This window comes from Mesorhizobium sp. AR02, assembly GCF_024746835.1.
Taxonomy (GTDB): Bacteria; Pseudomonadota; Alphaproteobacteria; order Rhizobiales; family Rhizobiaceae; genus Mesorhizobium.
Map to the genome: position 1 here is coordinate 556,015 of NZ_CP080530.1, position 19,663 is coordinate 575,677.

Annotated in this window: 18 protein-coding genes; all 18 read right to left on the reverse strand. The window is 59.6% G+C overall.

Going from position 1 to position 19,663, the window contains the following annotated elements; genetic code table 11:
• Positions 1–502: 502 nt before the first annotated feature.
• Positions 503–2,863 carry a helix-turn-helix transcriptional regulator gene (locus DBIPINDM_RS02495; RefSeq protein WP_258580628.1) on the reverse strand — a complete coding sequence of 787 codons (2,361 nt, stop codon included), beginning with the start codon at positions 2,861–2,863 and terminating at the stop codon, positions 503–505.
• Between the two features lie 312 nt (positions 2,864–3,175).
• Positions 3,176–4,531: an IS5 family transposase gene (locus DBIPINDM_RS02500; RefSeq protein ID WP_258580629.1), complete on the reverse strand. Its 1,356-nt coding sequence runs from the start codon at positions 4,529–4,531 to the stop codon at positions 3,176–3,178.
• A gap of 273 nt (positions 4,532–4,804) precedes the next feature.
• On the reverse strand, positions 4,805–5,980 hold the full coding sequence (locus DBIPINDM_RS02505; protein WP_258580630.1) for a cystathionine beta-lyase: 1,176 nt from the start codon (positions 5,978–5,980) through the stop codon (positions 4,805–4,807).
• A 431-nt stretch (positions 5,981–6,411) separates the two neighbouring features.
• Positions 6,412–6,906 carry an Lrp/AsnC family transcriptional regulator gene (locus tag DBIPINDM_RS02510; protein ID WP_258580631.1) on the reverse strand — a complete coding sequence of 165 codons (495 nt, stop codon included), beginning with the start codon at positions 6,904–6,906 and terminating at the stop codon, positions 6,412–6,414.
• A 133-nt stretch (positions 6,907–7,039) separates the two neighbouring features.
• Positions 7,040–7,603 carry a phosphonate metabolism protein/1,5-bisphosphokinase (PRPP-forming) PhnN gene (gene phnN / locus DBIPINDM_RS02515; RefSeq protein WP_258580632.1) on the reverse strand — a complete coding sequence of 188 codons (564 nt, stop codon included), beginning with the start codon at positions 7,601–7,603 and terminating at the stop codon, positions 7,040–7,042.
• A gap of 5 nt (positions 7,604–7,608) precedes the next feature.
• Complete coding sequence (locus DBIPINDM_RS02520; protein WP_258580633.1) at positions 7,609–8,331, reverse strand: DUF1045 domain-containing protein; 723 nt, start codon at positions 8,329–8,331, stop codon at positions 7,609–7,611.
• Positions 8,332–8,421: 90 nt separating this feature from the next.
• Positions 8,422–9,312, reverse strand: a complete 891-nt coding sequence (locus tag DBIPINDM_RS02525) for an ABC transporter permease (protein ID WP_416361674.1) — start codon at positions 9,310–9,312, stop codon at positions 8,422–8,424.
• On the reverse strand, positions 9,309–10,250 hold the full coding sequence (locus tag DBIPINDM_RS02530; RefSeq protein ID WP_258580635.1) for an ABC transporter permease: 942 nt from the start codon (positions 10,248–10,250) through the stop codon (positions 9,309–9,311). Before DBIPINDM_RS02530 ends, DBIPINDM_RS02525 begins: the two co-directional genes overlap by 4 nt.
• Entirely contained in the window at positions 10,250–11,257 is a 1,008-nt protein-coding gene (locus DBIPINDM_RS02535; RefSeq protein WP_258580636.1) for an ABC transporter ATP-binding protein, read from the reverse strand. The genes DBIPINDM_RS02530 and DBIPINDM_RS02535 overlap by 1 nt, the downstream gene beginning before the upstream one ends.
• On the reverse strand, positions 11,254–12,267 hold the full coding sequence (locus DBIPINDM_RS02540) for an ABC transporter ATP-binding protein (RefSeq protein WP_258580637.1): 1,014 nt from the start codon (positions 12,265–12,267) through the stop codon (positions 11,254–11,256). The genes DBIPINDM_RS02535 and DBIPINDM_RS02540 overlap by 4 nt, the downstream gene beginning before the upstream one ends.
• A gap of 7 nt (positions 12,268–12,274) precedes the next feature.
• Positions 12,275–13,132: a phosphodiesterase gene (locus DBIPINDM_RS02545; protein WP_258580638.1), complete on the reverse strand. Its 858-nt coding sequence runs from the start codon at positions 13,130–13,132 to the stop codon at positions 12,275–12,277.
• A 124-nt stretch (positions 13,133–13,256) separates the two neighbouring features.
• Entirely contained in the window at positions 13,257–14,807 is a 1,551-nt protein-coding gene (locus DBIPINDM_RS02550; protein WP_258580639.1) for an ABC transporter substrate-binding protein, read from the reverse strand.
• A gap of 174 nt (positions 14,808–14,981) precedes the next feature.
• On the reverse strand, positions 14,982–15,713 hold the full coding sequence (phnL, locus tag DBIPINDM_RS02555) for a phosphonate C-P lyase system protein PhnL (RefSeq protein ID WP_258580640.1): 732 nt from the start codon (positions 15,711–15,713) through the stop codon (positions 14,982–14,984).
• Positions 15,714–15,730: 17 nt separating this feature from the next.
• A complete protein-coding gene (gene phnK / locus DBIPINDM_RS02560) occupies positions 15,731–16,528 on the reverse strand; it encodes a phosphonate C-P lyase system protein PhnK (protein WP_010916004.1) in 798 nt (265 codons plus the stop codon).
• Positions 16,529–16,530: 2 nt separating this feature from the next.
• A complete protein-coding gene (locus DBIPINDM_RS02565) occupies positions 16,531–17,421 on the reverse strand; it encodes an alpha-D-ribose 1-methylphosphonate 5-phosphate C-P-lyase PhnJ (RefSeq protein WP_258580641.1) in 891 nt (296 codons plus the stop codon).
• The gene (locus tag DBIPINDM_RS02570; RefSeq protein WP_258580642.1) at positions 17,418–18,524 is read right to left on the reverse strand and encodes a carbon-phosphorus lyase complex subunit PhnI; all 1,107 of its coding nucleotides are present in this window, start codon (positions 18,522–18,524) and stop codon (positions 17,418–17,420) included. The genes DBIPINDM_RS02565 and DBIPINDM_RS02570 overlap by 4 nt, the downstream gene beginning before the upstream one ends.
• A gap of 1 nt (position 18,525) precedes the next feature.
• Complete coding sequence (phnH, locus tag DBIPINDM_RS02575) at positions 18,526–19,161, reverse strand: phosphonate C-P lyase system protein PhnH (RefSeq protein WP_258580643.1); 636 nt, start codon at positions 19,159–19,161, stop codon at positions 18,526–18,528.
• Positions 19,158–19,622 (reverse strand): phosphonate C-P lyase system protein PhnG, encoded by a 465-nt coding sequence (gene phnG / locus DBIPINDM_RS02580; protein ID WP_416361700.1) that lies wholly within the window; start codon positions 19,620–19,622, stop codon positions 19,158–19,160. The genes phnH and phnG overlap by 4 nt, the downstream gene beginning before the upstream one ends.
• Between the last annotated feature and the right edge of the window lie 41 nt (positions 19,623–19,663).

Sequence of the window (19,663 nt, forward strand, 5' to 3'; positions counted from 1 at the left end):
TGGGGCAACTGCCTCTGCGTTGGAGGCAGAATTGCAGCCAACGGGCGCGGCGACAACGCGATGGAAGTCTAGGTTTTCATCTAAATGGTATAGGTTTTGCGGAACTGCGGTCGCATGGCTAGGTCATTGGTCGGCTGGCGTGAGGTGTTTGCTACGGGGCGTCCTCAGCCGTACGTCAGGCGATGCCGGATGATGTGCGGCAGTTTTTTGCGACGCGGTTCATAGGGTGCGATGCGGTAATAAACAGGTCTAAGCCAAGGCGTCATAGCAGGCCCGCCGCCAGCCAAGCATCGATTAACCCGATCAGCAATTTGTGGAGAGGCGCAGACGCACCAAAGAGCACGCGTAACCGAGTGGGAGCGGAACATCCGTCCAGAGGTGAGCATGATTATCAGTTATCGGTGACGAATATCATGACGAGCGAAACAAACCGCTAATCGTGGCCTAAAATACAATGTGCAAATTGCGGGTCGACTTAGGGCACACAGAAGCCTGCGCGGCTCTAGCCCACGATCCCGGTAGCCCTGGCGATGCTGATCGCTTCCTGCCGGGTCCGGCAGCCGAGCTTGCGATAGACGTTACCCAGATGAAATTTCACCGTCGCCTCGCTGACGCCGAGCATGACGGCGATCGATTTGTTGGCGGCACCCTCGGAGACGATCACCAGAATCTTGTTTTCACGCCGCGACAGTTCGCTGCGGATGCCGGGGACGGGGCTCAGATGGCCGCTGTCGCGCAGTTTGCGGATCACCTGGCGTGCCGATGAGGAAGCGCCGAGGAATTCGCTGATGCGCTTGTTGTCCAACAGTTCGCCGAGGAAGAGTTTCTCCTCGGCAAGCGGCGCGATCGAACCCAGTCGGGCCGCATCCTCGAACACGCGCAGCAGGATGGCGCGCGCCTTGGTGAGATCCCGCCGACGGCGGTGGACATGGGCGAGCCAGACGTTGACCCCCATACGCTGCCGGTCCGTGATACTCAAATTGCTCAATGTAGCGGCGAGCAGCGTTTCGATCTGCGGCAGATCGGGCTGCTCATGCAGGATTTGCCGCATCCAGGCTAGCAGCAAGCTGATATCGTCGCGGTCGACCAGGCGGGACACGTCGCCGGGATGGGCGAGCACCCAGTCGCTATCGATTGATGTGCCGATGCTTCTCAGCCGCGTCGCGGCCTCCGACCAGCGATTGGCATTCTGGAGGATGATGGCCTCGCGGATGCTAACCATGGCCTGGAAGGCATGGTTGGAAATTTGATACACCCGCCAGCGGTCAAGGAACCCGCGCGCCGCCAGCAGCGAGAAATGGGTGGCCATCGCCTGGCTGCCATAGAGTAGGGTGAATTCCATAAGGCTCGGCCAGATCTCGCTATGCGAAAAATCGTCGATTTCGGTGTTGAGGAAGCGCGCCAAAGATTCGGCCCGGCCGCCGTCATATTCGACGCAAGCCTCCAAGAGCGCCTGCAGCCGCATGTCGTTCGGCGTTTCGAACGGCACCTCCGAGAGGCTCTTCGCCGATAGCATCGCATGTTTGCGGGCCGCGATCGTGTCGCCTTTCATCAACGCCATCATCGCCTGGTGCAGGCTGATATAGAAGCTGAGTATCGGCGCATGGGCGGACTGATAGTGATGCATGGCCCGCTGCGCCATCTGCTCGGCCTTGGCGAATTCGCGGCGGCGGATGTAATATTCCAGCATCGAATTGTAAAAAGTGCCGCGGAAGAGATGCGCGTCACCCGGGAATTCGGCAATCAAGTTGAAAAGTGTGGCGAGCAGTTCCTCACTGAACTGGTGATCCTCATAGATCAGCATCAGGAAGCGGAATTCCCGGAACTCGCGGGAGAACAGCGTGCGCGAGGCGAACACGGTCTCGACATCATTGGCGCTGTCGCCGAACCGGTCGGCGATCAGCCGCCGTGCCCGAGAAATATCCCCGCGCTTGAGCGACTGCAGCGCCAGCGACAGGACAAGGATTTCGCTTTGATGCGCGTAGCTAGCAGGAAAGCCGGCAAGCACGCGGTCGTTTGCGGCAGTGCCGTGGAAGTAGATGAAGAACAGGCCGCCGGCGCGGTTGAACTCGGCCAGCGCCTTGTCGTAAAAGCCGACCTGTTGGTATGTGGTGATCGCATCCACCGGCCTTGCGTGTTCGGCATAGGTTTCGGCAATCGCATTGGCGCCCGCCGGTGTCGACAGGCGCTCCGATATCACCGCCTCGACAGCTGAGGACAAGTGGCTGGAGAGACCCTGCGCGCAAAGCTGAAGTCGGCGATTCTGTCCCACCCGCGCTATCGGAAAAAGTCCATCACTGCTGCGAGGCGGTAGCGCGGCACCTTCGGCAAGCAGCTTCAGATCTACCAATTCTTCGTCAACCATATCAGCGAGAAACTCGAAGCGCAGGAACTGCGACAGGTTGCCAAAGCTGTCGCCGCGGAAAGCAATGAGCGGCCATCCACCCGAAACCGCCATTATCCGCCTCGCCTGCTTCGGTCCAAAGAATCGCTCGCCCTCCTCGGCGGAAACCAGCAGCATCTCCCGATCCAGCACATGTGCCGCGCCATAGGCGAGAGCGCGGGGCAGGCCTGGTATTTCCGTGTCCGGGCGTTTAGCGATTATGGCCCCGCTGCCGCCGGACAGAAGCTGCTCCGGCAACGGTCCCGCAATCGCATGGGGCGGGATGTCCCACAGCGCAAGCCCGTTGGTTTGCAGCTTCGGCGGGTTGGCGTCGGCATGAACCCTGAGCTTTTTCTGCCGGGCGATCTGGTTCAAAATCACCGACTTGCCCATGCCGGCGGGGGCCTCTAGGACGACAATCGCCTCAGGGCGGCCCAGAATCTGGTGGACGATTGCCGTGCGTGGGAAGACCGCATTCATGCGATATCTATGCGCTCGTGCCCCAGGTGGCGCAATATTTGCGATACTGGATGCCCGACTGACGGCAAGCGATGTCCATCAGGTATGGGTTTTGTCACATTAGGTTCCTGTGCCTGCGAAGCCTTAAGGCACCTTAGTTTCAGGCAACGCCGCTTTGCCGCCGGTCCAGATACCAAAGATCACCCGGACGCGAGAGCCGGCCATTTGTTTCCATACCGGCTCTTAAGAAGTCGTCCGTGAAGAAGGCCCAATTCGCCGATGGTGAGCTGCGAGCAGGGCTCGGTCGGATGGGGCTAGCAATCGGCACGTCGGTTAGGCTGATCGTGACTGGAGCGGCAGCGTTGCGGCGGCTGCGAACAGCGCCAGGAAGAAGGCACACAAAAGCCTCAGCCAGTTGAGCAAGAGGCTGAAGTTGTAGCCGACGGCGGCGAGCACTGCGTTGTTGGCATCGCCTTCGGCGAAGGCCAGGAAGTTGCGGCCCATGCGATGGTCGTTCTTGAGATGGCCGATGACCGGTTCGACGGCGGCCCGGCGTCGCAGTGCCCGCTTGATGGTCTTGGTGAGGCCGCGCCTGTAGCCGGCGACATGAACCTTGAACATCTTGTCCTTCGGCGCGTTGTGGCCGCGATAGCCGGCATCGGTGACGATCTTGCCGAGGGTGACGCCGACCGCGGTCTCGATGGCGGGGATGACGGTGGCCAGCGTGTGGCCATCATAGGGATTGCCGGGCAGCGCCTTGACGTGGGCGACGAACTGGCCGCCGCGGCTGCGCTGCAGCGTGGTGGCGACCGAGACCTTGACGCCGAACTCATAGGGCTTGTGGGCCTTGCCCTTGCCGATGCACTCCACCTCGGGAGCATGCAGGGAGTAGAGCTTCTTGCCCCGCTCGCGCTGGCGCTGGTCCCTGACACGTCGGGCCAGCGACAGCGGCAGGGCGAAGGGCTGCGACAGTTCCGGCCGCCCGGCGAGCTTGCGGGTGATGTCGCGGATCACCGCACCGAGCATGGTGCGCAGTCGCTTGAGCGCCCGGTTGGCCCGCTTGAACTGCTTGGCGTGGGCATAACGCTGATGCTTGATCAGCGCGAACTTGCCGACCCGCGCATAGGACTGGCGCAGGCCGATGCCATGTTTCCTGGCCAGCTTCACCAGCCGCTCGCGGGCGCGATGCATCAGCTTGGCGTCGGTCGGGAAAGTGATGGCCTTCTCCTGCACGGTGGTGTCGACGATCACCGCACGGAAGTCCGCCGGTTTGGCCGCGCCCAACCGGGTCGCTGCCGCAAGGCTCTCCTGGAGCAAGGCCATCAGCCGCTCCTCGCCCATGCGCAGACGCCAGCGCGTCAGCGAGGTGCGGTCGAAGGGCAGGCGGTGCTGGAAGAACTCTTCCCCGCAGAACTGCTGGTAATAGGGGTTCTCCAGCCAGCGCTCGCACAGCGCCTCGTCGGACAGGTTGTGCATCGACTTGAGGATGGCCCGGCCCGCCATCAGCCGTGTCGGCAGCGGCGGCCGGCCGGGATCGTCGTCATAGACCGCGCCAAGCCGTTCTTCCAAAAAGCGCCAGTCGATCGCCTTGGCCAGTTGCACAAGCGCATGATCCATATTGAGGATCTGGTCGAGCCGGGATCGCAACAGGTCGGTCTGGCCGCTCTCGCGCCGTTCCTTCGGCCGCATCGCTCGCTCCCTCGCAGCTTCGCCACAACAGTCGAATCACGCGTACAGGCACGCTTTCAAATTGCCGGAAATCGCCGCTCAAAGCCACGAAATTCGGCAAAATCCAGCCCCGTTATGGAACGAAAAAGCAAAATGAATCAAAGCGTTCCGAGTTCTTCACGGACGACTAAGAACTAAAGACCCCCAGGGACTTGATGTGACAACACCGCGACAGCCATCCGCCGTCATGACAACACCGATGAGTGTGTCGGCTCCTCGTTCGTAGATGAGAGGTCAGCCAGCGGTCGCGCCGGGCCGATTGATGCGCCCGAGAGCCTGCTCGAGATCCGCAATGAGATCGCAAGGCTCCTCCAGGCCAATATTGAGCCGTACAAGGCGCCCGTCATAGTCCTTGCCCGGTCGGTCAAGCTTTGGATAGAGGATCGCCAGTGCGGTTGTGCCGCCCCAGCTGAAGCCAATTTTGAACAACCTCAAACTATCAACGAAGGCTTCGACCTGCCCAGGGTCAACCTCACGGCAGAACAGGATCGAGAACACGCTGGCCGAGCCTGTGAAGTCGCGCTGCCAAAACTTGTGGCCCGGGCATGACGGGAGCGCGGGATGAAAGACGGCTTCGATTCCCGGCTGGGCAACCAGCCAATTGGCGACCTGCAGCGTCGATGATTCGAGGCGCTCCAGTCGCACGCCGAGCGTCTGTAGCCCACGCAAGGCAAGGCTTGCATCATCCGGGGAGACGGCCGCGCCGAGCTGTTTCAGCACGGGTCCGACCGCGTCGTACGCCGCTTGCGTCCCAACCGACACCGTGCCGAGCAGAAGGTCGCTGTGGCCCCCTACGTACTTCGTGAGCGCCTGCATGCTGACATCTACGCCCTTGGCGAAGGCGTCGAACAGCACACCGGCTGCGTAGGTATTGTCAAGGGCAAGCGGCACCCCCCGGGAATGCGCCGCTGCCACTATGGCTGGCACGTCTTGTACCTCCATCGTCACCGAGCCTGGGCTTTCGGTCCAGATCAGCGCCGTGTTGTCACGGATGAGGGCCGAAATGCCGCCGCCGATCAGAGGGTCATAGGCTTCGACCTCGATGTTGAGCCGTGCGAGCAGACCGTCCGCGAGCTCGCGGTTCGGCCCATAGGCGGAAGCTGGTACGAGCGCGTGACTGCCAGCCTTGCAGAAGGCGAAATAGATCGAGGCAATAGCAGCTTGGCCGCCAGGGACAACAAAGCTGTGGCGTGCGCCCTCCAGTTCCGCAATACGCGCCCCAAGTTCCAGCACGGTAGGCGTTCCATACAGGCCGTACGTATAACCGACCTCGCTCTGACGCCAATCGTCTGCCGCATCGGCCTGCCGCTCGAACAGAATGGTCGAAGCCCGATAGGTCGGCGTCACGAGCGAGCGGAACCCCGACGGGGCCTGAGCGGTGGGGTGAATAAGCTTCGAGCGCCAGTGCATGACGGCGTTTTCCCTGGATTATCTACAAATAGCTATGCCTGGGTGTGAGGTTTGTCAGTGTCTATACTTTTGGCGAGGGCGATCCCTCTTCACCCTTTGCGGGAGAGAACGTATTGCACGAAGGACGATAAGTGTGCGCGTTTTTTGCCCGGTCAATGAAATTTTTTTGCATTTGCCTGAACAACGATAACCCTATTCATCTTCGGTCCTCGTAATCCATCAGAACAACGATCAAATCGCTTGGCTGGACTGCGCGGCGCGAACGGAAAAGGAGCAGCGATCCCAATCTCGGTCCGGTGCCAGACCTTCATCTCAGCAGAGTATCCGGACAACATGCTTGAGGGCTCGCGGCTGCATACATTGGGCGGATGAGCCTCTCGAAAAATCTTGCGCCCGAACGAGAGAACACATATCGTAGTGCGTACCCGCACTCATTCAGTGGCCAATGGAATAGTAAGGCCAACCTTGACCCGATCCATCACCACCGTGGAGCGAAACCATTTTACGTCTTCGCTCGTGTAAAACAGTCGATGTACGACACAGTTATATTCCTCCATCGTTGCTACCGACAAGATGAGAACGAAGTCCGCTTCGCCGGCTACATAGTAGCATTGCTGCACTTCAGGGCCAGAGAACCGTCTTTTGATTTCGTTTAGCAGGTCTAGCTGCACTCGATCTATGTGGACTTCCACGATCACTGTAATGGGTTTTCCCACCAAGGTTGAGTCGACGAGCGCAACGTGTGCGGTGATGACGCCAACTTCCTCCAATCTACGAAGGCGGCGCTGGACCGCCGCAGTAGAGCGGTTCACACGTTCAGCGATAACGCGGAGCGGAGTTTCCCTGTCCCGCTGCACAATATCTAAAATAGCCAGATCAAATTCGTCGAGATCGACTGACCTCTTCGCACTGTGTGATCTCACCATGAGATTATTCTCGTTCTCTGCCTCGAATTCACGAGCGCGGGCGCCTTACAACAAAAAACAAAGACACAATCGAGAGAACCAGAAAATCCGATAACCGTGAGATAGGGTGAGGCGTCTTCGCCAAGGACGCACCTCATATGGTCACGCCAAGTTGTGCGGTGAGCACGGCAAGGAGGCGTTCTCCGGCAATCTCCAGCTGACCGGAATTGTCGATATGCAGCACATCTCCACCTTCGATGCTTTGCTGTTCGCTCCGAAGCAGCCGCTGCCTGATGCTCTCCAGATTTTCCCGCCCCCGTTCGACCAGACGCAACGCCAAAACGTCCATGGGCGCGGTAATATTGACGACGAGCAATTGCGGGTATTTCCTCCGCGCTTCCGGCAGGATGGCTCGAGAGCCATTGGCTACCACGACATCGCCGCGTTCGAGCCATTCGTTGATGTCCGATGGGATTCCGTAGGAAAGGCCGTGCGCCTGCCAATGGAGCGAGAACCCACCTTCGCGAGCACGACGGTCGAATTCGATCGTATCGACAGGTTCGTGATCCTCGCCGATACTTGCCGGGCGGCTGATGATCCGGCGTACGAAGTGAATACGCGGAACGGCCCGAAGTCGAACGCGCGCAAAGTCGATAAGGGTATCCTTGCCGGCGCCGCTGGGACCGACGACAAGGACAAAGCCGCCAGACAATTTCATGGGCTTCAAACCACCGACATAAGGGCCGCGCCGGTCTTCAGTGCGAACTGCGATCGGACCGCGAAATCGGCGCCACGGTGTTCCTGCACGAAGAGCGACAGGGTATCGATATGGTAATCTTCGGATAGAAACGGCTCGAACCTCTCCTTGAGGCGCGCCCGCGTTGCTGCGCGCCCGTCTTCGGGCACGCGATCGGTCAAGGTCATGTGGAAGCGAAACCGGTCCAAGACGTAGGGGTAGCCCCAGGTTACGAGGTTAGTCATCTCGACCTCGTCGAGCTGGCGGCTCATGCGCCGCTCGAGTTCGCCTGCATCCATCGGCGCGCGGAACCGATCGAATTCTTCAACGATCTGCGCCGCAAAACCGCGCAAGGTTGGGATCGGGTAAACGGGCACGAGTGCGAAGAAGCCACCAATCAGATCGATTTTCAAAGATCCGATCGGGCAGGGCGGCCGGGACGCAGCAAAGCTGCCGAGAGCGTGTTCTAGTTCCTCGACCGAAGTATCTTCTCTTAATCGGAACGGTGCTTTGAGCGTGGCGTGGAAACCATAGCGGCGCGGCTCCGAGGTGAGAACTGTTTCGCCCTCGGGTTGGGCAGCGTCGGTGGCATAAATACTTCCAAACGGATCCCGACCAAGCCAATGCACGGCCGCCGTAGCCAGCGGGTGTCTGGGGCTTGGCGAGTAATATATTGCGTGTCGGCGTTCACTCGGTTGAGCAATACTCATGCTAATGCCTTCAGGGGAACGAACCACTCGGACATCTAAGGATGGACGACCATGCTGGATACGCTATCTCGGCGTCGTCAGGGCGATCGCTCAATGGCCGCTTTCGTTGGTGGGATCGGCCCGGTCCCGCAGCCAATCACCGATAACGGAAATCGATAACGCAGTGAGCATGATAACGGCGCTCGGGATGAAGACCAGCCAAGGCGCCCCTTCCATATAATCACGCGCAGCTCCAAGCATGTTGCCAAGGCTCGATAGCGGTGGCTGCACACCAAGTCCAAGGAATGACAGGCTCGTTTCGAGCAAGATGACTTCAGGCAGATTGAGCGTCATAGCGACGATCACGCTGGAGGCAACGTTAGGGAGGATGTGAAGCGCATACACGCGCATAGGCGAAGCACCGATATCCCGTACTGCAATTGTATAGCCCTGCTCGGATGCTGACAGAGCCAGTCCGCGGCAGAGGCGGGCGATGCGCTCCCAGCCAAAAAAGCCCAGGAGCACCGTGAAAAGGACGAGACTGTTGCCGAAAAAGGCGAGAACGGCGAGCGCGACGATCATGAAGGGAATGGCGGCTTGAGCATCGATCAGCATCAGGATGATCTGTTCGAGACGACCCCGGCTGTGGGCTGCAAGGAACCCGAGACCGATTCCAATGGCAGCCGCGATGAATGTCGAAATTAGCCCGATCGTCATGCTCGTTCGGATCGACGAACACAGACGCGAAAGCGTATCGCGGCCCAACTGGTCGGTTCCAAGAGGATGCGTCCAGTCTCCCCCGACCAGGAAAACGGGAGGGCGAAGGCGTGCACGCAAATCCGTCGCCGCTATGTCAAAGGGAGCGAGATGGTTTGCCAACAGCGCGATTACACCCATGACCGCGATCCAGAGAACGGCGAGGAGCACTGAAGGAGGAAAACGCCGCGCCACGCGGCGCCAACTGGGCATAGAGCGAGCCGCAACCGTAGCCATCTGGGTCATCCTTTGCTTGCGCCGTCGCTCTGCCCGTGCCGCAGACGGGGATCTAGATGCCCATAGAGTAGGTCCACGCCGAAGTTGGCGAGAACCATGGCGGCGCCTATCATCAGCAGGATCGTCTGAACGACGGCGAGATCCCGGTTTGCGACCGAAGAGACCAGCAATCGACCAATTCCTGGCCAGGAAAACACGCTTTCAACGACCACCGCTCCCGCCACCAGGCGACCCAGCATCAGTCCAATGATGGTGACGATCGGTAGGGCAGCGTTCGGAACCACGTGGAGCAACATAATTTGCGAACGCGGAATCCCTCTGAGCGTCGCGGCCCGCACGTGCGGCTGGCCTAGTACGTCGATGATCGCCGAACGTGTGAATCGGGCCAGCGTTGCGCCACCGAACACGCCGAGTGTCAGCACGGGCAGGATAACATGCAAGATAGTGCCCGCACCTCCAGAGGGGAGCCAGTGCAATCTGACGGCAAACAGCATTACCAACAGCAGACCGAGGACGAAGCTCGGCATGGTGAAGCCGACAATCGAACCGGTCATGATGAGCCGATCAGCCCAAGTGTTGCGCCAAAGGGCACTGAATACGCCAGCCGGAATGCCGATCAGCAATTGCAGGATAAAGCCAGGAACGGTGATCGCCAACGTCGCCGGCAAGCGTTCCATGACGGCGTCCAATGCGTTGCGCCCGTCAAGCATGGAGCGTCCGAGATTTCCCTCCATGACCGCCTGCAGATATCTGACATATTGAATCCATATGGACTGGTCGAGCCCCCAGCTTCGGCGAAATTCGCGGATGGCCTCGCCCGAGGCATCGAGGCCCAGAATATTGATGGCCGGGTCGCCTGAGAGGCGAAGGACGACGAAAGTGATTGTCACGATCAACAGAAGGGTCGCCAAGGCACGCAAGCAGCGCGCGGAGATATATTCCAACATCACGCGTTCTCCATTTTCCCGCGCGAGGAAACCATGTCGTCTTGGGGGTGATGGCACGCTACGGAGCGGTTTGGCGCGACGATACGCAGCTCTGGCCGTTCTGTTTGGCACAGCGTCGATGCGCGAGGGCAGCGTGGATGCAAGACGCATCCGTTCGGGACTTCCATCGGATTGGGCGGATCCCCTTGGATAATAAGGCGGCGCTGAGGCTGTGGTTTCAAGCTGGGGACCGCCGAAAGCAGCGCTTGCGTATAGGGATGCAGGGGATTCCGGAAAAGTTCTGTGGCGGCTGCTTCCTCCATGATCCTGCCGAGGTACATAACGATCACTCGGTCAGCGATCTGGCGAACGATCTTCAGATCGTGGCTGATGAACAGATAGGTGAGACCTCTGCTGGCCTGTACATCCTTGAGCAGATTGACCACCTGCGCCCCGACAGAGACGTCGAGGGCGGAAACCGGCTCGTCGCATACCAGAAGATCTGGATCGAGGACCAGTGCCCGCGCCAGGATCACTCGCTGCCGCTGACCGCCCGAGAGTTCGTGAGGGTAGCTGGCAAACTGGTCCGGCCGCAGCCCGACGGTCGACAACAGAGCCTGGGTCTTTTCTCTGCGCTCCGCCATGGAGGAACCTACGCCGTGCACGACGAGCGGTTCCATGACCTGGCGGCCAATCGGGAGACGTCGATCAAGAAAAGACAAGGGGTCCTGATAGACCATCTGCATTCTTTGTCTTTGCGCTCGCCAGACGGCATCGCGGCGCGTTTGCACCGGCATGCCGTCAAGCAGGATCGACCCACGTGTCGGCGCCATCATCCCGAGAACGAGGCGGCCGGTTGTCGACTTGCCGCAACCAGACTCGCCAACGACGCCGAGCGTTTCTCCCCGCTTCAGGGAAAAGGACACGTCATCGACTGCCTTTAACGGAACCTTGGGCGAAAATGGACCCGCCCGGGATCGGACACTGAAATGCTTCGTCAGCCCCTGCACAGTTAGAAACGATGTCATGCCGGAACCTTCACCTTATCCGTCTCCGCGTCGGAGGACTGAGTTCTAAGGCAGGCGACGCAATGACCGTTCGCAACCATGGCCATTGCCGGCGTCATCAGTAAACAACTCGGCATCGCCTCGGCACATCGGGCCTCGAATGCGCATCCGCTCGAGATGTCACTTGGTGCCGGAACGTGACCCGGAATCGCTCGTAACCGGCCGACCGGCTCATCGATATCGGGAGCGGCGGCGAGAAGACCACGCGTATAAGGATGTCGCGCCCTGTGCCAGAAATCAGCCGATGGCGCCATCTCCACGAGTCTTCCCGCATACATTACGGCAATCCGGTCGCTGGTTTCGCGCACCACGCCTAGATCATGCGAGATGAGGACGATTGATGTACCCGTGTCGCTTCTGATCTCTTTGAGCAGGTCCAAGATTTGGGCCTGCACCGTAACATCGAGCGCCGTTGTGGGCTCATCTGCGACAAGGAGGTCGGGCTCTCCGGCCAGAGCCATGGCGATTGCGACACGTTGGTTCGTGCCCCCGGAAAGCTCGTGAGGATATTGACCGAGACGCCGCTGTGCGCCTGGTATGCGAACCCGATCGAGCAATCGCTTTGCTTCGCCGCGCGCGGTGCCCCATCCGATCTTACGATGCAAAACCAGTGTTTCGGCAAGCTGGAAGCCGATCGTGTGGATCGGATTAAGAGAGGCAGTGGCATCCTGGACAATCATTGCCAAGCGCCGGCCACGAAGGGCAGCCATGGCTTTTTCGTTGAGATCCAGAAGGTTCGATCCTTCGAAGAGAACGGAACCGGTAGTCTTTGCTTGCCGTCCCAGGACCCGAAGGATGGCAAGCCAGGTGACACTTTTCCCGCATCCGGATTCCCCGACAAGGCCGAGAATCTCGCCGCGGCCGATATCCAGATCGATGCCCCGCAAAATCTCGGTTGATCCGCGTGTCGAATCGATCCGAACGCGAAGGTCCCTGATCTGCAGGAGCGGTGCGACTCTGGTATCGTGCATGACCGTATTACCGAGACGCTGCCAGCGCGGTTTGCTTCCTCATGGAAGCCAGCGCCTGGTAGTTGGGATCGGGGATGTTTTCGTAGGCCGGACCGAACTCTTCGACGAAGACGTTGTGCGATACGAACCCACTTTCAGGTACCAGCACATGGAGCTTGAATGCCGGGGGCTCATTGATGTTTTTAAAGACCCGTACATCGCCCAACTGAAGGTGACAGGAGCTTACAACCGACGGCGCTACTGAGGCGAGCGTGCCATGCCATAGGCAGTCGATCGCGCGGTGATGATGGCCACAGAGGAGACGAACGACCTGCTTGTTGGCTGTGATGATCTCGCCTAGCTCCGTCGCTCCGTCGATCAGCCGCACAGCGTCGTAGATACCCCCACCAAAGGCAAAAGGCGGATGATGAAGAAGAATGAGGGTAGAAGTATTGGGCCGCTCCTGTAGGCAATCCCGAAGATACGAAAGTCGTTCGGAGCAAAGGCGACCCAGGCCCTCGCCTTCAACAAGGGTGTCCAGCCCGATGACACGAAGCTTGTCGTGTTCGACGCAAAACTGCACGAAGCCGCCGGGGCCCTTCTTTTCGGGAAAAACAGCCAGGAAATTCTCCCGGATGTCGTGGTTGCCAAGCGCCAAATGGACCGGGAACGGCAAGCCTTCGATCATCTCCTTGAGCAGCTGATATTCACCGACTTGGCCGCTATCAGCCAGATCCCCGGTGACGACCATCATGTCCGGCCTTGGATTCATGTTGGCGACGCGCTCGAAGGCTTGCGCCGACCGTGCAGTGCAATCTACGTTTCCGGAAGCCAAGGGTCTGCCCGTCTCGCGGATATGAAGATCAGTGAGATGCGCTATGATCATGGAGCATTGCCTTTCAGTAGTCGCCACCGACAGCCTCAATCGACCTCGAAACTCGGTGGATGGATTGGATAATGCATGGGCATCATACGACCTGACGGGCGCATGATGCCCGGTAAGCATTAGACTATGCGGGCATGTTGAATGGACCGAAGTCCATCATTGGGGTGCGATGCGGCAGCCAGGCAATGTCTCCCCGCTTCCCGTAAAGCATGGGCGTATTGTAGAGCACAGTGCCAGGCGGATCGATCTCGTTGAAGATTTTCAGCACGCGTTCGTGAAGCGTGCGGCGTTCAGTACGGTCAGTCAGCGTTTGCAGTTTTTTGCCGATCTCGTCGAACTCCGTATTGCTCCAGCTCTTGGCTTCGAAGCGGATAAAGCCATCTGGCCCGTAGTTGGTCCACAGCGACCCCAATATATCCGGGTAGATCATGTCGGCCGAACCGTCGAAGATCGCGTAATTTGGCTGAGCGAACATCTGCCCCCAGTTCTCGCAAACCTTGAGCTGAACATTGATGCCGACGGCCTGCCACATCTGCTGGAGCGTCTGCGCCACGTCGAGCTCAGCGGTATAGTAGTTGGCCAGAATGCGATATTCGATCGGCGCACCGGAATAGCCTGCCTCGGAAAGGAGTTTCTTCGCGGCATCGGGATCGTAAGCCGGCATCGGAAAATTCTCGACGAACATGTCGCCGTAGGCCTGCCACTGAAAGCCTCTGGGAACATCAACCATGCCTGAGAACAATTGTTTTGCAATGGCTTCGCGGTCGATCGAAAGATTAAGCGCCTGACGAATGCGAACATCCTTCAGCGGCCCGCCGAACGTGCCGTAGTTGACGCAACGGATGTTGTTGATTGGCCCGCCGACCACATCAAGGTTACCGTGTCCCTTGATCGTCGCGATCTGATCCGGCGTAACTTCCGTAATGATGTGGGCGTCGCCCGCCGCGAGCGCGTTGACGCGGCTCGCCGCTTCCGGCATGACCTTGAAAGTCAGCGAAGAGAACGGCGGCTGGCCGCCCCAGTATTGGTCATGCGCGACCAGTCGGATTCGATCGCCAGCCTTGACTTCGGCAACGCGATAAGGGCCGGTGCCGACCGGTGATAGCGCCCATTTGTCCCAGTTTCCAGCCTTCTGGAACGCAGCCTTGCTGATGATCTGACTTGTCCAGTTGGACAGCCTGAATTCGAAAAGCGGATCGGCCTGTTTGGTTACGAAACGCACAGTGCTTTCGTTGAGGGCGGCCACCTTTTCCAGCACGCTGAAAAACTGCCGTGATATGCTTTGACCCGGAAGGCCCTCCGTCAACATGCGTTCCGGTCCGAACGTATAGGCAACGTCTTCGCTGGTCATCACCGATCCATCATGGAAATGGACCCCTTTGCGGATGACTACATCCCAGGTGCGTGCATCGACCTGGTGCCAAGACTCCGCAAGGCCCGGCACCAGGCGCTCGCCGTTAAGGTAATCGATACGGATCAGCGTGTCGTAGATGCTTGCCGCAAGACGATATGTGATATTCGTAGTGAGCCTAAGGGGATCGAGTTGGGGCGGATTGTCCTGAACCGCAATGATCAAATCGGTTCGGGGCTGTGAGTTGGCAATTCGCGGAGCGATTGTGCCAAGCAGTGGAATGGCACTCATCACCTTAAGGTAGTTTCGGCGAGTCATATTCATGGTGCGCTACCCTCCATTGTCAAGTTAGCAGAAGCCGATCTTCGCAACTTGGTTAGACATGTCTACATAAGAGCGTTCGCATGATAGAATGACAGTCGAATGACAAACGGGGCAGAGAGGCTCGACAAAACGGAATCACTGACGAACGAGCTTCTGCGGTGCCCGGCCGCGCTTTCAAGCGCGGGTCGGCTCCGGTATCAAACGTTCCGTCCATTCCGACGAGCGAGGTGTAACTTCGAATAACCTGTCCGCGACAGCCTCGCGCACCTCCTCGTCGTGGAAGATTCCGACGATGGCGGCACCGCGTGCCTTGGCTTCGTTGATCAGTTCGATGACTGTCTGCCGATTGGTTGCGTCGAGCGAGGCCGTCGGCTCGTCGAGCAGCAGCACTGGATAGTCGGCGATGAAGCTGCGGGCGATGTTGACGCGCTGCTGCTCGCCACCGGAGAAGGTGGCAGGGGCTAGAGACCAAAGACGCTCGGGGATGCGCAGCCGGGACAGCAGGGCGTGGGCGGCGGCATGCGCTTTCTCCGGGGTGACGCCGTTGACGATCGCCGGCTCGGCCACGATGTCCAGCGTCGGCACCCTTGGAATGACACGCAGGAACTGGCTGACATAGCCGATGGTGCGGCGACGGATTTCAACGACTTCCCAGGGTTCGGCAGCCAGGAGATCGACGGTGTCGCCAATGTGCTGGACGAGGATCTTGCCGGCGTCCGGCTTGTAGTTGGCATAGAGCGAGCGCAGCAGCGTCGATTTGCCAGCACCGGACGGTCCGTGCAGGCAGACGCATTCGCCGGCCTTTACCGCAAGCTCGATATTGTCGAAGACGGGCAGGATGGTGCCGCCCTGGGTGTGGAGCGTGAAGGTCTTGGCAAGACCTTTGGCGTGCAATCGAATGGTCATGGGATGTCCTTTTTGTCTTAAACTTGCAGGACAGAGGAGACGAGCAGCTGTGTGTAGGGATGATGGGGGTCGTCCAGCACCTGGTCGGTCAAACCCTGTTCGATGACGCGACCGCGTTGCATGACCATCAATCGGTCGGCGAGCAGCCGCACGACGGCAAGATCGTGGGTGACGATGATGGCGGCGATGCCGAGTTCACGCACCAGCCCACGCAGCAGATCGAGCAGGCGAGCCTGCACCGAGACGTCGAGACCGCCGGTCGGCTCGTCCATGAAGACGAGGCGCGGCCGTGTGACGAGGTTGCGGGCGATCTGCAGGCGCTGCTGCATGCCGCCGGAGAAGGTGCGCGGTTGGTCATCGGTGCGACCAAGGTCGATTTCGACCTTCTGCAGCCAGTCCTGCGCCTCGGCCCGGATGTTGCCGTAATGCCGGGCGCCGATGGCCATCGGCCGCTCGCCGATATTGCCGCCGGCGCTTACATCCATCCTCAGCCCATCGCGAGGGTTCTGATGCACGATGCCCCAGTCAGTGCGTGCAAGCCGCCGGCGCTCGGGTTCAGATAGTGTCAGGATGTCCACAGGACCGCGGCCACGCATGTCATAAGTGACGGTACCGGTATCGGGCGGCAAATGACCTGCCAGGCAGGCAAGAAGCGTCGACTTTCCGGAACCGCTTTCGCCGACGATGCCAAGCACCTCACCGGGCCGGATCGTGAACGAAATATCGCGGCACCCAATCTGCCCACCATAGGACTTCGACAGACCGACGACGTCGAGCAGGGCCGGTTTCGGGGCGAGCTTAGGGATCGCATTCATGGTCATGACTCCCCTCCGGCGCTGTTCGGTTGCGCCGCAGCCTCGGCCTGACGAGTGTTGCAGAAATCGGTGTCGGAGCAGACGAACATGCGCGACCCCTTGTCGTCGGTGATCACCTCGTCGAGGTAGCTCACTGTCGACCCACAAAGTGCGCAGCATCCTTGCCAGGTCTGCACCTCGAAGGGATGGTCGTCGAAATCGAGGCTGCGGACGGAAGTGTAGGGCGGCACGGCATAGATACGTTTTTCTCGGCCCGCACCCCAAAATTGAATAGCGGGGTTGTTTGCCATTTTTGGATTATCAAACTTCGGGATCGGCGATGGCGACATCAGAAACCTGCCGTTGATCATCGCGGGATAGTCGTAGGTCTTGGCGATACGGCCGAAACGGGCGATGTTCTCATAGAGCGTCACCTGCATGGCGCCGTACTCGGCATAGGCATGCATTTTGCGAGTTTCGCTCTCGCGCGGGATCAGCTTGCGCAAAGGCTCAGGTTCCGGAACCTGATATACAAGGATCTGGCGTTCCGTAAGCGGTGCCTCCGGCACACGGTGGCGCGTCTGAATGATGGTTGCTTCCTCGGTAGATTCGGTGACAGATATGTCGGCGACCGTCTGGAAAAAGCGGCGGATGGAGACGGCGTTGGTGGTGTCGTCGGCACCTTGGTCAATCACCTTCAGGCGGTCGTTCGGGCCAAGGACGCTCGCCGTAATCTGAATCCCGCCGGTACCCCAACCAGAGGCGAGGGGCATCTCACGGCCGCCGAATGGTACTTGATATCCAGGGATGGAGAGGGCTTTAAGCAGCGTCCGACGGACCATCCGCTTGGTCTGCTCATCGAGAAAAGCGAAGTTATAGCCGTCGTCGCTATAATTTGTGGTGATACTGCTCATTCGGCAGCCTCCCTCGTCTGCGCGGCCGCGCGGGCTGTTTCGTATTCCGCCCGCAATTGCCGCACGAGCTGCAGCTCCGCCTGGAAGTCGACGTAGTGCGGCAGCTTGTAGTGGGTTACGAGCCCGTTGGCCTCGACATTGTCCGTGTGAGAGAGGACGAATTCCTCGTCCTGGGCTGGGTAACGTACGTCTTCGCCGAGTTCCCGGGCACGCATCGCTCGATCGACCAGCGACATGGACATAGCCTTGCCTTCATTATGACCGAAGGTGAGACCATAGCCGCGCGTGAATTGCGGGGGCTGCTCAGCGCTTCCTCGGAAGCTGTTAATCATCTGGCATTCGGTGACGGTGACCTCCGCGACCACGATGGGGAACCCGAGTTCCTCGGGAACGATTTCGACAGTCACTTCTCCGAGCCTGAGTTCGCCAACGAATGGATGGTTGAAGCCGTAACCGCGCGTGGTCGAGTAGGCGAGGCCGAGCAGAAAGCCCTCATCGGCGCGTGCCAGATTTTGCAGCCGCTGGTCGCGGCCGGCCGGAAAGCTCTTCGGCTGGCGGGTTAGATCGAAGACCTCCTCCTGATCGTCATCATTCTCTTCCTGGATCACGCCTTCGTCATCGAGAAGGTCAACGACGCGCGGGACGCTCTGGTCGAGCGGCTCGGCGGCCGGGACCGCCCGCACCCGCTCAAGACCTTCCGCTGCAAGCGCGAAGTCGAGCAGACGATGGGTATAGTCGTAGGTTGGGCCAAGCACCTGGCCGCCGGGAAGGTCCTTGAATGTCGCCGAGATGCGCCGGCGGATCCTCATCCTGGATGTATCGATCGGTTCCGACACGGCGATGCGCGGCAGTGTGGTGCGATAGGCACGAAGAAGGAAGATCGCCTCCATTGCATCGCCTTGCGCCTGCTTGAGCGCCAGCGCGGCGAGCTGGCGGTCATAAACGGAGCCCTCAGCCATGACACGATCCACGGCGAGCCCAAACTGCTCGCTGATCTGGGGCAGCGTCAGTTCAGCGATCTCGGGATCGCCTCGACGCGTCTCAGAGATCAGTCTGTGTGTATTGAGGATGGCCTGCTCGCCACCTTTGACGGCAACATACATTTTAAGCCTCCACCTTGATTGTACGTGGCAGACCGATCACGGCGTTGCCCGCTGTGAAGATCACGTCGATGCCCCGCGGATAAAGTTCGCTGTTGAGATCCCAGTCCGCCCAGAACCAGAATGGCAGTCCGGCAATACCGACTGTAATGCTTCCGTTGACACCTGGACCGGTCCAGGTCGTTGTCGGGCCATCGGTGAAGGAAGGGACCTGAATGATAAGCGTCGTCGAGCGATCGGGATATTCGACATCGCCTGGATGGAGTTCGTAGAGGCGCGGCAGGTTCGCCGGATCGGAAACGATGGCGAAGCGAGCTTCTCCAGCAGTCTCGGTCAGCGGCAGGCTGCAATGAAAACGAAGCCAAGCGGTCAGCTCGCCACAATCTTGCCTATTGTCGAGCCAGGCCGGTGTTTCGAAATCCATCAGTGACAGGCAGAGAGCAGCGGTTGCCGACGAGAAGGGCCGCGGCGCCGTCAGCGTCCGGTCGAGCGGCACGACGCGACCGGGATACGCCGTCGCAAGCAGAGCGGCACGAAACACGACTTGGGCGTCGAAGACCGGATCGGCAAAGCCTGGTTTCAACGAAACGCTGGCGGACGACATGGCGCCCTCGGCAAACGTACCAGATTGGACTGTCATGGCAGATCCTCCCCGCGCACCATGGTGAAGAAATCGACTTTGGTGGATGCGGCCTTGCGGCTTTTCTCCATCCGCCGCACTTCGGCTTTTTGGCGCAGCGGCTCGATTACCTTGGCCATGACCTCGTCATGGCGGTCCGGTTGCTGCAACAGCGCATCGACGATCGCTGCCAGTTCTGCCTGGCGCTTGTCACGTCCCTGCACATAACCATGGCCGACCGTCCCCTCTTTGAGCTGGACCGAGGCGCGGGCGACCGTCATCTCGCCCAGGTTGAACACATTTCCCGTGCCACCGGCACGGCCCCGAACCATCACCAGGCCGACATTGGGAGTCCGAAGCCATTCAAAGAGCACGCCGCTCGCCAAGTCGGTCGCCAAGGCCTCAAGCTCGCTGCCAACACTGCGGGACAAAATCCCGAGCCATTCGGAGCGCTTTGCAATGGCAACCGACTCGGCTTGCATCTCCATTTTCGAGTTCATCAGTTGTCTTCCTTTTGGTGTCC